Origin of the sequence: Streptomyces sp. NK08204, assembly GCF_020400585.1 — a bacterium.
In the GTDB taxonomy this organism is placed as follows: domain Bacteria; phylum Actinomycetota; class Actinomycetes; order Streptomycetales; family Streptomycetaceae; genus Streptomyces.
On sequence record NZ_JAINVF010000006.1, the window covers coordinates 21,419 to 34,500 of the forward strand.

Consider the following 13,082-nt stretch of genomic DNA (forward strand, 5'->3'; position numbering starts at 1 on the left):
GAGAGAAGTGATCATGGCATCCGACCACTCCGACGCCCGCGACCAGACGTCTGCTCTGACGCTGAAGGTGCTCATCGCCGGCGGGTTCGGCGCCGGCAAGACGACCCTGATCCGGGCCGTCAGCGAGATCCGGGCGCTGCGCGCCGAGGAACGGCTCGGTGAGGCAGACCGACCGGCGGACGACACGCACGGCACGGTACGCAAGGTCACCACGGCCGTCGCCATGGACTTCGGGCGCATCACCATCCGCTCCGGGCTCTCCCTCTACCTGTTCGGCACACCGGGGCCGGACCCCTTCTGGTTCCTGTGGGACGAACTGTCACAGGGAGCGCTCGGCGCCGTCGTGCTCGCGGACACCCGGCGGCTGGAGGACTGCTTTCCGGCGGTCGGCTACTTCCAGCACCGGCGCATCCCGTTCGTCGTGGCCGCCAACTGCTTTCCGGGATCCCGCACCTACGGCGCCCACGACGTCTCCCAGGCCCTGACGCTCGACCGGGGCACTCCCGTGGTGCTGTGCGACGCACGCGACCGGGACTCGGGCAAGGAAGTGCTGATACGGCTGATCGAACACGCCGGGCGGACACACGCCGCCCGGCTCCGGGACCCGGCGGGCTGAGGCCTCTCATCAGGCGGCGGCCAGGTCCTTGACGGCCACCACCTTGTCGATGGTGGCGCGCGCGAGCAGCTCACCCGGAACGCCGTTGCGGGCGCCGTACTCGTCCGCGCGTTCCTCGCCCATGTAGCGCGCCGCGATCCGGGTGGCCCAAAGACGTACCTCGGCCAGGTCCTCCGACAACCGGGCGCGTCCGCTCAGCACCACGAAGTGGAACGGCGGCCGGTCGTCGTCCACGCACAGCGCGAACCGTCCGTCACGCGTGAGATTGCGGCCCTTCACGGTCCCCTTGCCGGTGTTGAAGACCAGTTCGTCCCCGTCGACCAGAAACCAGACCGGGGCCACGTGCGGGCTCCCGTCGGCGCTCACCGTGGACAGCTTGCCGGTTCGGGTGCCGTAAGAGACGAACGCCCGCCATTCCTCATCGGTCATCTTCTGTGCCATACGCCCATCCTGCTTGCCCGGACGCCGGTCGTGGGGAAGGCTGGCGGACAGACCCTCCGGTCAGGGGGAGACGTCACACGGGGAGACGGAAATGGCGCAGAACCAGGGACTCGGCTGGCTGTTGGACGACCTGACACAGCGGGTGGACCATGTACGGCACGCGCTGGTGCTGTCGAACGACGGGCTGGTCACGGGGGCCAGCACCGGCCTCCGCCGCGAGGACGCCGAGCATTTGGCCGCCGTGGCGTCCGGGTTGCACAGCCTCGCCAAGGGCTCGGGACGCCACTTCGGCGCGGGCCGGGTGCGCCAGACGATGATCGAGTACGACGACGCCGTGCTGTTCGTGACCGCCGCCGGCACCGGCAGCTGTCTGTGCGTGCTCAGCGGCGCGGAGGCGGACATCGGCCAGATCGCGTACGAGATGACCCTGCTCGTCAACCGAGTCGGCGAACATCTCGGGGTGGACGCCCGGCAACCCGAACGCGCACCCGCCACAGACGTCTGACCTGCCCGTTTGTCTCGCCCCGCGAAGTTGTCCACAGGCTCGCCACGAGATGCGGCGAACCGGCTACGGTGTGTGAACGGCGAACGCACACGGCGTGAGCAAACCGACTCCACGGGGGAGTTCGAGCATGTCGGCAAGCACCTTCGACCCAACCCGCCCCGCCAGCTATGCGGCCGGCCGTGCAGCCCGCGAACTTGCCCTCAAACGAAGTGAGTTCGACCTCGCGGTCCTTCTCGGCCAGATTCGCACCGTGCCCGACGACGGCGGGGGCGGGGACCGCCGCGTCGAACGGGCGGAGATCGACCGGCTGCGCACCCAGGACGGCTTTCCCGGAACCCTGCGCGAGCGGGTGCGCATCGTCGGCACCGCGGAGGGCGCCGCGCTGATGGAGATTCCGGCCGGCAGGTTCACGCGGCTGGCCCGCGTGGGCCTGCTCGTGCCCGTGAAGTTCTACCTGAGCCGCTACCGGGCCGTGGTCTGGCTCTACCTTGCCGAAGAGCTACGGCAATTCGCGTCTGATACCGATAACGCGCCCATGCTCAAGGGGCGTACGCCTGAAGCGGTGCGCGGTCAGCTCGAGACCGGAGTGGACCTGCGCGCCCGCAACTGGCGCAGCCGACACCGTGGCTTCCTGCTCCGGCAGGCCGAGGACGCGTGGCAACGCGCCGGCGCCCTCGCCTCCTTCCTCGAACTCACAGAGGTCGCCGATGTCGTCAAGGACCCATGCGAGCGCGCCCAGTTGAACCATTTCCGGACCACTCCGCCCGCCCACGGCATGCCTGGGCCCCCCTCCGCACTCCTCGCCGAGCAGATCATGACGGCCGCCGATCCCGACGAGATCGCGTGGTTGCGCAGTGAGCTGGCGGAAGCGGTGCGGGAGGCACGCCTGCGCCGCCCCGCTCCACGCCCTGCCGTACCGTACGACGCCCCCGCCCCGCAGCACCCGGCCCCGCGCCACGGTCGCCCCGGGCCACGGCCGGCTCCGCGACACGTCGAGCCTCTGTCACGGCCGGCCCCACGGCCGGCGCCCCGACACCATGAGCCGGAGCCGGGAGCGCCCCGACGTCATCGCGGCCTGCGGTCATGGCTGCGCCGCAGACGTCTCGGCCCCGCGCAGATCTGAACGACCGGGCCCAGCTACAGGGCTCGGAAGAGGCCCTCCTGGACGACAGAGACGAGCAGACGTCCCCGCTGGTCGTAGATGCGCCCGCGGGCCAGACCGCGCCCGCCGGTGGCGATCGGGGACTCCTGGTCGTACAGGAACCACTCGTCCGCGCGGAACGGCCGGTGGAACCACATCGCGTGATCCAGCGACGCCAGGTCGAAGTTCCGCGGTCCCCACAGAGGTTCGACCGGGATCCGGACCGCGTCCAGCAAGGTCATGTCGCTGGCGTAGGTCAGGGCGCACGTGTGCACCAGCGGGTCGTCGCCGAGCGGCCCGACCGCACGCATCCAGACGGCGCTGCGCGGCTCGGCTCCCTGGACGTCCTCGGCGTTCCAGCGCAGCCGGTCGACATAACGGATGTCGAAGGGCTGGCGGCGCGCCATCCGCTGCCACTGCTCCGGCAGCGCACCCAGATGTTCACTGATCTCCTCGGCCACCGTCGGCAGCGACTCCGGGTCCGGCACCTCACGGGCCGGCGGCAGCTGGTGCTCGAACGGTCCTTGCTCAGCCTTGTGGAAGGAGGCGGTCAGATTGAAGATCGTGCGGCCCTGCTGCACGGCCGTGACCCGGCGCGTCGTGAAGGAGCGCCCGTCGCGGACCCGCTCCACCTGGTACACGATCGGCACGCCCGGCCGGCCCGGGCGCAGGAAGTACGCGTGCAGCGAGTGCACGGGACGGTCGCTGTCGGTGGTGCGCCCGGCGGCGACCAGCGCCTGGCCGGCCACCTGGCCGCCGAAGACCCGCTGCAAGGACTCCTGCGGACTGCGGCCACGGAAGATGTTGACCTCGATCTGCTCCAGGTCGAGCAGTTCGACCAGCCTCTCGGCCGGGTTCGTCATGGGTGACTCTCGCCCCCGTTCACAGCTGGCCCACGTCGGTGACGCGCACGACCGCACGGCCCTCGGCGTCGGAGGCGGCCAGGTCGACCTCGGCGCTGATACCCCAGTCGTGGTCGTTGTTCGGGTCGTCGAAGATCTGGCGGACGCGCCACAGACCGTTCTCCGGCTCCTCCTTGATGACCAGCAGCTTGGGCCCGCGGGCGTCGGGTCCGGTGCCGAGGCCCTCGTACTCGTCCCAGTACTTGTCCATCGCCTCGCCCCAGGCATCGGCATCCCAGCCGGACTCGGCGTCCATCTCACCCAGTTCCTCCACCTGATCCAGGGCCGCGAGCTCCACCCGGCGGAACATCGCGTTGCGGACCAGGACCCGGAAGGCACGCGCGTTGGTGGTGACGGGCTTGACCTCGTCAGCCTTCTCCTGTGCCTCCTCGGCGGTCATCTCCTCCGGGTTGGCCAGCTGCTCCCACTCGTCCAGCAGGCTGGAGTCCACCTGGCGCACCATCTCGCCGAGCCACTCGATCAGGTCCTGCAGGTCCTCGGACTTCAGGTCGTCGGGGATCGTGTGGTCGAGGGTCTTGTAGGCGCTGGCCAGGTAGCGCAGCACGATGCCCTCGGTGCGGGCCAGCTCGTAGAAGGACACCAACTCGGTGAAGGAAAGCGCCCGTTCGTACATGTCCCGGATGACCGACTTCGGCGACAGCGGATGGTCGCCGACCCAGGGGTGGCTCTTGCGGTAGGTGTTGTACGCGTGGAAGAGCAGCTCCTCCAGCGGCTTCGGGTAGGTGATGTCCTGGAGGCGCTCCATGCGCTCCTCGTACTCGACACCGTCTGCCTTCATCGCGGCGACGGCCTCGCCGCGCGCCTTGTTCTGCTGGGCGACGAGGATCTGACGCGGGTCGTCCAGCGTGGATTCCACCACCGACACCATGTCGAGGGCGTAGGACGGCGACTCCGGGTCGAGAAGCTCGAACGCGGCGAGCGCGAACGTGGACAGCGGCTGGTTCAGCGCGAAGTCCTGCTGGAGGTCGACCGTAAGCCGGACGATGCGGCCCTCGGCGTCCGGCTTGTCGAGCTTCTCCACGATCCCGCCGTCCAGCAGCGAGCGGTAGATCGCGATCGCGCGACGGATGTGCCGCAACTGCTGCCTGCGCGGCTCGTGGTTGTCCTCCAGCAGATGGCGCATCGCCTCGAAGGCATTGCCCGGCCGGGCGATCACCGACAGCAGCATCGTGTGCGTGACCCGGAAGCGCGAGGTGAGCGGCTCGGGTTCGGACGCGATGAGCTTCTCGAAGGTGTTCTCCGTCCAGCCGACGAAACCCTCCGGCGCCTTCTTGCGTACGACCTTGCGGCGCTTCTTCGGGTCGTCGCCCGCCTTGGCGAGGGCCTTCTCGTTCTCGATGACGTGCTCGGGCGCCTGCGCGACCACGAGCCCCGCCGTGTCGAACCCGGCCCGGCCGGCCCGGCCCGCGATCTGGTGGAACTCACGGGCCCGCAGCGTGCGCACCCGGCTGCCGTCGTACTTGGTCAGGGCCGTGAACATCACCGTCCGGATGGGCACGTTGACGCCGACGCCGAGCGTGTCCGTGCCGCAGATGACCTTCAGCAGGCCGGCCTGCGCCAGCTTCTCCACCAGGCGCCGGTACTTCGGCAGCATGCCGGCGTGGTGCACGCCGATGCCGTGGCGGACGTAGCGGGAGAGATTGCGGCCGAACTTGGTGGTGAAGCGGAAGTTGCCGATCAGCTCGGCGATCAGGTCCTTCTCCTCGCGCGAGCACATGTTGATGCTCATCAGGGCCTGCGCCCGCTCCACGGCCTGCGCCTGCGTGAAGTGCACGATGTAGACGGGCGCCTGCTTGCTCTCCAGCAGGTCGGTGAGGGTCTCGGTGAGCGGGGTCAGCTTGTACTCGTAGGACAGCGGCACCGGGCGGGTCGCCGAGCGGACCACCGAGGTGGGACGGCCGGTGCGGCGGGTGAGGTCCTTCTCGAAGAAGGACACATCGCCCAAAGTGGCCGACATCAGGATGAACTGTGCCTGGGGGAGTTCCAGCAGCGGGATCTGCCAGGCCCAGCCGCGGTCGCCCTCCGCGTAGAAGTGGAACTCGTCCATCACGACCTGGCCGACGTCCGCGTCCTTGCCGTCACGCAGCGCGATGGACGCCAGCACCTCGGCGGTGCAGCAGATCACCGGCGCGTCCGCGTTGACCGAGGCGTCACCGGTGAGCATGCCGACGTTCTCGGTGCCGAAGAGCTTGCACAGCTCGAAGAACTTCTCCGACACCAGCGCCTTGATCGGCGCCGTGTAGAAGGTGACCTCGTCCCGGGCCAGGGCGGCGAAGTGCGCGCCCGCGGCGATCATGCTCTTGCCGGAGCCGGTGGGCGTCGAGACGATCACGTTCGCCCCGGAGACCACCTCGATCAGCGCCTCCTCCTGGTGCGGGTAGAGGGTGAGCCCGCGCTCCAGCGCCCACGACTCGAAGGCTTCGTACAGGGCGTCGGGGTCGGCGGTCGGCGGCAGCTGATCGATGAGGGTCACGGACCCATCTTGCCTGGCCTCGTCCCCGAGAGGGGAATCGGCTGCGGATACGAAGATCACGGCAGCTACGCTGTGTCGCCGACAAAGCGTCAGCGCACCGGGGCAACTGGACAGCGGCACACGAGGAATGGGGCGGGAAGCGGCCATGATGGGACCAGCACACTCACTGTCGGGGGCCGCTGCCTGGCTCGGTGTCGGAGCAGCAGCCGCGGCGGCCGGACACGCGATGCCGTGGCCGGTCCTCCTCGTCGGTGCCCTGATCTGCGCCGGTGCGGCCCTCGCCCCGGACCTGGACCACAAGGCGGCCACCATCTCGCGCGCCTTCGGGCCCCTGTCGCGCTGGCTCTGCGAGATCGTGGACAAGCTGTCGTACGCCGTCTACAAGGCCACCAGGAAGAAGGGCGACCCGCGTCGCTCCGGCGGGCACCGAACGCTGACCCACACCTGGCTGTGGGCGGTCCTCATCGGGGCCGGCAGCTCGGCGGTGGCCGTCACCGGTGGCCGGTGGGGGGTGCTGGCGATTCTCTTCGCGCACATGGTGCTGGCGATCGAGGGTCTGCTGTGGCGGGCGGCGCGGGGCTCCAGCAGCGACATCCTGGTCTGGCTGCTCGCGGCGACCAGCGCGTGGATCCTCGCCGGGGTGCTGGACAAGCCGGGCAACGGCGCCGGCTGGCTGTTCACCGCGCCCGGACAGGAGTACGTGTGGCTGGGGCTGCCGGTCGTCCTGGGCGCGCTGGTGCACGACATCGGGGACGCGCTGACCGTCTCCGGCTGCCCGATCCTGTGGCCGATCCCCGTGGGCCGCAAGCGCTGGTATCCGGTGGGGCCGCCGAAGGGGATGCGGTTCCGGGCAGGCAGCTGGGTCGAGCTGAAGGTTCTGATGCCGGCGTTCATGCTGCTCGGCGGAGTGGGCTGCGCGGCGGCCCTCAACGTGATCTGACCCGCCGCCTGCGACCGGGCTGCCCGACCTGCAGCGCCCCACTCGACGCTCTGCTCACCGGGTGCGGTCGACAGGGCGAGGCACACCTCCCCGGCCGGCCGGCCGGGCAGCGGTCGGGTGGCTCGGCGGGTTCAGCCGGAGAGGAAGTCCTCGTCCACGATGTGCACCGCGGCCTCCTCGGCGGAGGCGGCGGCGCCGTCGATGCCGACGTCCGTGGCGACCAGCGCGCTCTCCTCGTCCTCGTGCGCGCCCTCGTCCGGCGCGACCAGGCGGCCGGAGCGGAGGTTGCCGACCTCGTTGTCCAGGAGTTCCCCGTCGCTGCCCTGACAGTCGCCGATGTCGTCGCTGTCGATCGGAGCGAGGTCGGGCACCTCCTCGGCGAGCCGCTGGTCCAGCGTCTCCCCGGCGTGGCGTTCGGCCGCCGTCACACCGTCGTGTTCCACAGCCCACGGCCGCTCGGGAGGGGACCAGCCCCGGTCGAGGGGGTCGTCGACGCCGTCGAAGTCCAGGGTGTCCTCCACGTCGAGCACACCCGAGTCCTCCGGAATCTCGGACGGATCAGGCTGGTAGACGTCATCTCCCCATCCGTCGGCGTTGTCCACGGGTACCTCCAGGTGGTGAGGACGGCCTCGTACCTCCGGTGCCGGGAGGCAGGTCGTCGGCACGCTCGCCAAGGGTTTCACGCGGCGCGAACCGAACAGTTCCCGGGCGCTCCCCGAGCCGGTGCCGCTTTCCAGCCTTCCACCCCAGTTCGGGACTGCGCAACGGCACGACTCCTGGCCCGAGCCTGCGCCGCCCCTCCGGGGTATGGCCGGCGTCGTGGGTACGGACTGTGCGGCGGGTACGGGCAGCGCGGTGGGCAGGGCCGGTGCGGTGGTCACGGCCGTTGCCGAGAGCCCGGAGAGTGCGGGAGACGGGCCAGGCGCGCCGGCTCTGCCACCGGCATGGGCCGCGTCGACGGCGCCGGGCAGGCACCAGCGCACCGGCCACGCGCGGCGAAACGGACGCGACGAGGCCTCGACCGCACCCGCCCCCCGCGTCTCCGGTGCCGAGCACCCCGGCTCCGAGGGGGGACCTCCCCAGCCCGGGGCGGCAAGGCCGGAGCCCTGAGCGGCGCACGCCTTGTGGGCGGTACACCCCGAGCTGCGAGCCGCACGCCCCACCCCGCGGCGGACATGAGGCGAGTCCTGGGCGGGCTGCTCCGCCCCGTGGCGAACCCGCGCCGCGCACTGAGCGGGACGCTTCGAGCACCCGGCGGGCTCCTCCGTCGGCGCCGTCGGGGCCCTCGTGCCCACCATGGCGGCCTCGCCGACGCCGTGCTGGGCATGGATGCCCCGGCCCACGGTTCCGACGCCGCCCGGTCAGCCGTGCCACGACCGCCAGAGGGCTGCGTAGGGGCCGTCCGCCGCGACCAGCTCCTCGTGACTGCCCAGTTCGCTGATGCGGCCGTTCTCCACCACGGCGATCACGTCGGCATCGTGGGCGGTGTGCAGGCGGTGGGCGATGGCGACGACGGTGCGGCCGTCGAGGACCCGGGCCAGGGAGCGTTCCAGGTGGCGTGCCGCGCGCGGGTCGAGAAGGGAGGTCGCCTCATCGAGGACCAGCGTGTGCGGATCGGCCAGGACCAGCCGGGCCAGCGCGATCTGCTGGGCCTGCGCCGGGGTGAGCATCAGCCCGCCGGAGCCGACCTCGGTGTCCAGGCCGTCATCCAGTGCCCGCGCCCACCCGTCCGCGTCGACCGCGCCCAGGGCCGCCCACAGCTCCGCGTCGGTCGCGCCCGTGCGGGCCAGCAGGAGGTTGTCGCGCAGGGAGCCGACGAAGACGTGGTGTTCCTGGTTGACGAGGGCGACGTGGGAGCGGACGCGTTCCGCCGGCATCCGGGACAGTTCGGTGCCGCCCAGGGTGATCCGGCCGTCGCGAGGTGCGTAGATGCCGGCGAGGAGCCTGCCCAGCGTGGACTTGCCCGCACCGGAGGGGCCGACCAGGGCCAGCCGGGTGCCCGGGGCGACCTGAAGGGACACCTTGCGCAGCACGTCGACGCCCTCCCGGTAGCCGAAGTGCACACCATCGGCGTGCATGTCCCGTCCGTCGGGGGACAGCGCGTCGTCCCCGGCGTCCGGCTCGATGTCCCGCACGCCGACGAGGCGGGCCAGCGAGACCTGGGCGACCTGCACCTCGTCGTACCAGCGCAGGATCAGGTTGACGGGGTCGACGAGCATCTGTGCGATCAGGGCGCCCGTCGTCAGCTGACCGACCCCGATCCAGCCCCGCAATACGAAGACGCCGCCCACCATCAGGACCGAGCCGAGCACGAGGACGTGGACGGCGTTGATCACCGGGAAGAGCACGGACCGCAGCCACAGGGTGTACCGCTCCCAGGCGGTCCACTCCTTGATCCGCCGCTCCGACAGCGCGATGCGCCGGGCGCCGAGGCGGTGCGCCTCGATGGTGTGACCTGCATCGACGGTCTCGGCGAGCGCGGCGGCGACGGCGGCGTATCCGGCGGCCTCGGAGCGGTAGCCGGACGGCGCCCGCTTGAAGTACCAGCGGCCCCCCGCCACCAGCACCGGCACCGCGATCAGCACGGCGGCGGCCAGCGGTGGGGCCGTCACGACCAGCCCGCCGAGCAGCAGCAGGGCCCACACGACGCCGATGGCCAGCTGAGGCACCGCCTCCCGCATGGCGTTGGCCAGCCGGTCGATGTCGGTGGTGATGCGCGAGAGCAGGTCGCCGGTGCCCGCCCGCTCCAGCACGCCCGGCGGCAACCCCACCGAGCGGACCAGGAAGTCCTCCCGCAGGTCGGCCAGCATCCGCTCACCGAGCATCGCGCCGCGCAGCCGCACCTGCCGGACGAACACGGCCTGCACGGCCAGCGCGAGCGTGAACAGCCCGACGGTGGGGCCGAGACGCAGTTCCCGCGCGCCGTCGGAGACACGGGCGACGAGGCCGCCGAGCAGGTAGGGGCCCACCATCGAGGCGATCACGGCGACCGTGTTGACGGCGATGAGGAGCAGGAAGGCCCGGCGGTGCCGGCGGAACAGCTCGGCCACGTAGGCGCGCACGGTCGAGGCCGCGCCCACGGGCAGGGTGGTGGCGGTCGTCGGGGCGGCCGGGTCGTACGCCGGTGGCGCAACGCCGATCATGCGCTTTCCTCGATCTCTTCGACGGTCTGCGGAGCGCCCACCAAGGCGTTCCCGTCGGTTCCGGCCCCGGCCCTGCCCCCGTCTACCGCGGCCCTGCCCAGTTCGTCGTCGGTCTCGCGTGTCACCACGGCTCGGTACCGCGGCTCGGTGTCGGTCAGCTCGCGGTGCGCGCCGACCGCCACGACCTCGCCCTCGTGGACGAGGGCGACCCGGTCCGCGCGGTCCAGCAGCAGCGGAGAGGAGGTGAACACCACTGTCGTCCGTCCCGACCGCAGCCGCCGCAGCCCGTCCGCGATCCGTGCCTCGGTGTGCGAGTCGACCGCGGAGGTCGGCTCGTCCAGGACCAGCACCTCCGGGTCGGTGATCAGCGACCGGGCCAGTGCGAGCCGCTGGCGCTGGCCGCCCGACAGGGACCGGCCCCGCTCGGTGATGCGGGCGTCCAGCGGGTCGGCGGCGTCCAGTGATCCCTGCACGAGTGCATCCAGGACGTCCCCGCACTGCGCGGCGGCCAGCGCGTCCGCGGCCCGTACGGCACCGGAGGCGGGCACGTCGAGGAGTTCGCGCAGAGTGCCGGACAGCAGCACCGGGTCCTTGTCCTGGACCAGGACGGCGGTGCGGGCGCTGTCGAGCGCGAGTTCGTCCAGGGCGACTCCGCCCAGCAGGACCGAGGGGCCCGGTTCGGCGGGGTGGCCGCCCAGGCGTTCCGCGAGCCGCCCGGCCGCGTCGGGATCGCCGCACACCACGGCGGTGCACAGGCCGGCGGGCGCGAGCAGACCGGTGGCCGGGTCGTACAGGTCCCCGCCCGGCATCTCGGCCCGGTGCTCACCGGAGCCGTCGGCGGCCGTGGCCCGCTCCAGGGACAGGACGCGCGCCGCCCGCCTGGCCGAGGGACGCGAGAAGGAGTACGCCATCGCGATCTCCTCGAAGTGCCGCAGCGGATAGTGGAGGACCATCACCGAGCTGTAGACGGTGACGAGCTCGCCGACCGTGATCCGGCCCTGACGCGCCAGGTGGGCGCCGTACCAGACGACCGCGATGAGCAGCAGTCCGGGCAGCAGCACCTGGATGGCCGAGATCAGTGACCACATGCGGGCGCTGCGCACGGCCGCGTGCCGTACCTCCTGCGAGGCCCGGCGGTAGCGGTCGAGGAACAGCTCCTCGCCGCCGATGCCGCGTAGCACGCGCAGCCCGGCGACGGTGTCGGAGGCCAGCTCGGTGGCCCGGCCGGCCTTCTCCCGCTGGGTGTCGGCGCGGCGTGTCGCCCGGGGCAGCAGTGGCAGTACCGCGAGGGCGACGACGGGCAGGCCCGCGGCGACGACCGCGCCGAGGGCGGGCTGGTAGATGAGGAGACCGGTGCAGACCAGGACGACCGTCAGCGCGGCGGCGGTGAACCGGGAGACGGCTTCCACGAACCAGCCGATCTTCTCCACGTCTCCGGTGGAGACGGCTACCACCTCACCCGCCGCCACCCGCCGCGTCAGGGCGGAGCCCAGGTGGGCCGCTTTGCGGGCCAGCAGCTGCTGGACGCGGGCGGCGGCCGTGATCCAGTTCGTGACGGCGGTGCGGTGCAGGAAGGTGTCGCCGACGGCGATGCCGAGACCGCACAGCAGCATCAGACAGCCCGTCAGGGCGAGCCGGGTGCCGGAGCGGTGCACGACCGCCTGGACGGCGTGCCCGACACAGAAGGGCAGGGCGGAGACGGAGACGAAGTGCAGCAGGCCCCAGGCGAGCGACTTCACCTGCCCGTCCAGCTGATTGCGCCCGAGCCACCACAGGAAACGGGGACCCGAACGCGTATCCGGTACGCCCGGGTCGGAGTACGGAAGGTCTTGAATCTGCATGACGTCCCAGTGGCTCGTGTCAGGGAGGAGGAAGAGGCAGAAAGGGACAGGAGAGAGGGAGGGAGGACAGAGCGGAAGGCGGTGCGGGAGGCGGCGCGGCAAGGCGCCGTGAAAGGTTCGCGTCGCCGAGTGGTGATTTTCAATCGGTTTTCTCCGGCAGCCCGCACAAGCCACCGGTTTCGGCCAGGGCGACGGCGCGTCAGGACGACCGGCACGGCGCACGCCCGGAAGGCTGCCGATCGGGTTGCGGGGCCACCATGGTCCCGTGCAGATCGCCAGCGTGCGGCACGGGGCGGTCGCGGTGGCATCCTTCCGGACTCTCCTCGTGACCCTCACCGCGTGCGGCAGCACCCCCGCCTCGCCCCGGCCCGCACCGCCGCCGCGGAGGGCTTTCACCTGAAGGCGGCACAACACCCGACCGGATCGAGTGCCCCCGCGTCCGACGCGACGAGGATCCTAGGCGTCAGCGAGCGTCTCCACCCGCGGATCCCCGCCGACTCCGGACAGGTCGTCGCGGTGTCGGGCCGGTGAGGACCCGCCCTGTCCACGGTCGCGCTCTGCACCTGGCACGGCGGCCACCGGCGCGCGGCGGGCATCTCGCCGGCGCACACCGGGCGTACGACTGGACCACCGACCACCAAGCAGGTGAGGAACGCAACCTGGTCGGCGCGTTCACCATTTCCGGCGCCGGCGGTGTGCTCCCCGACCCTGGCACCCGGCTGCCCGACGTCCACGACGAGGGCGCCTACGGGCACCTGGACCAGTGGGACGGGAACCACCGGCACGATGTGGACCATGCCGTCGCCATCGACTGCAACCGCCTCGCGGGCACCCCGCCGCAGGACTCCACCCGCCCCTGGGGCGAGGACCGGGGTGGTGGCATCTGGTGGCACCTGGACCACGGCAGCGGCATCTCGGCCTGCGTCCGCGTCTCCAGGAAGGGGATGGAACTCGGCTGCGCAGGTTCGACCCGGCCCGCGATCCCGTCGTGGTCGCCAGGGCGAATCTGATCGCCCAGCGGCACAACCTGATCGCCCGACGGAGAGCGTCCGACCACCT

The 13,082-nt window shown here is 71.5% G+C and carries 11 protein-coding genes; 5 read left to right on the forward strand and 6 right to left on the reverse strand.

Annotated elements, in window-relative coordinates:
- The first annotated feature begins 13 nt into the window (after positions 1-13).
- Entirely contained in the window at positions 14-616 is a 603-nt protein-coding gene (locus tag K7G59_RS11745; RefSeq protein ID WP_225833184.1) for an ATP/GTP-binding protein, read from the forward strand.
- A gap of 9 nt (positions 617-625) precedes the next feature.
- On the opposite strand, the gene K7G59_RS11750 is transcribed toward K7G59_RS11745, so the two are convergent.
- Complete coding sequence (locus tag K7G59_RS11750) at positions 626-1,057, reverse strand: PPOX class F420-dependent oxidoreductase (RefSeq protein ID WP_225833186.1); 432 nt, start codon at positions 1,055-1,057, stop codon at positions 626-628.
- Between the two features lie 91 nt (positions 1,058-1,148).
- On the opposite strand from K7G59_RS11750, the gene K7G59_RS11755 reads away from it, so the two are divergent.
- Together K7G59_RS11755 and K7G59_RS11760 are read left to right on the forward strand one after the other, a co-directional pair.
- Positions 1,149-1,562, forward strand: a complete 414-nt coding sequence (locus K7G59_RS11755) for a roadblock/LC7 domain-containing protein (RefSeq protein ID WP_225833188.1) — start codon at positions 1,149-1,151, stop codon at positions 1,560-1,562.
- Positions 1,563-1,689: 127 nt separating this feature from the next.
- Positions 1,690-2,685: a DUF6397 family protein gene (locus K7G59_RS11760; RefSeq protein WP_225833190.1), complete on the forward strand. Its 996-nt coding sequence runs from the start codon at positions 1,690-1,692 to the stop codon at positions 2,683-2,685.
- A 14-nt stretch (positions 2,686-2,699) separates the two neighbouring features.
- Here K7G59_RS11760 and K7G59_RS11765 read toward each other — a convergent pair whose 3' ends face one another.
- Positions 2,700-3,566: an acyl-CoA thioesterase II gene (locus K7G59_RS11765; RefSeq protein ID WP_225833192.1), complete on the reverse strand. Its 867-nt coding sequence runs from the start codon at positions 3,564-3,566 to the stop codon at positions 2,700-2,702.
- Positions 3,567-3,585: 19 nt separating this feature from the next.
- Complete coding sequence (locus tag K7G59_RS11770; protein ID WP_225833195.1) at positions 3,586-6,099, reverse strand: RNA helicase; 2,514 nt, start codon at positions 6,097-6,099, stop codon at positions 3,586-3,588.
- A gap of 145 nt (positions 6,100-6,244) precedes the next feature.
- On the opposite strand from K7G59_RS11770, the gene K7G59_RS11775 reads away from it, so the two are divergent.
- Positions 6,245-7,039: a metal-dependent hydrolase gene (locus tag K7G59_RS11775; protein WP_225833196.1), complete on the forward strand. Its 795-nt coding sequence runs from the start codon at positions 6,245-6,247 to the stop codon at positions 7,037-7,039.
- A gap of 131 nt (positions 7,040-7,170) precedes the next feature.
- On the opposite strand, the gene K7G59_RS11780 is transcribed toward K7G59_RS11775, so the two are convergent.
- The 3 genes from K7G59_RS11780 to K7G59_RS11790 all read right to left on the reverse strand — a co-directional run bounded on the left by K7G59_RS11780 (position 7,171) and on the right by K7G59_RS11790 (position 12,023).
- Positions 7,171-7,641 carry a DUF5709 domain-containing protein gene (locus tag K7G59_RS11780; RefSeq protein WP_225833199.1) on the reverse strand — a complete coding sequence of 157 codons (471 nt, stop codon included), beginning with the start codon at positions 7,639-7,641 and terminating at the stop codon, positions 7,171-7,173.
- Positions 7,642-8,400: 759 nt separating this feature from the next.
- Positions 8,401-10,182, reverse strand: a complete 1,782-nt coding sequence (locus tag K7G59_RS11785) for an ABC transporter ATP-binding protein (protein ID WP_225833202.1) — start codon at positions 10,180-10,182, stop codon at positions 8,401-8,403.
- Entirely contained in the window at positions 10,179-12,023 is a 1,845-nt protein-coding gene (locus K7G59_RS11790; RefSeq protein WP_225833205.1) for an ABC transporter ATP-binding protein, read from the reverse strand. Before K7G59_RS11790 ends, K7G59_RS11785 begins: the two co-directional genes overlap by 4 nt.
- A 527-nt stretch (positions 12,024-12,550) precedes the next feature.
- On the opposite strand from K7G59_RS11790, the gene K7G59_RS11795 reads away from it, so the two are divergent.
- Positions 12,551-13,033, forward strand: a complete 483-nt coding sequence (locus K7G59_RS11795) for a hypothetical protein (protein WP_225833208.1) — start codon at positions 12,551-12,553, stop codon at positions 13,031-13,033.
- The last annotated feature ends 49 nt before the right edge of the window (positions 13,034-13,082 follow it).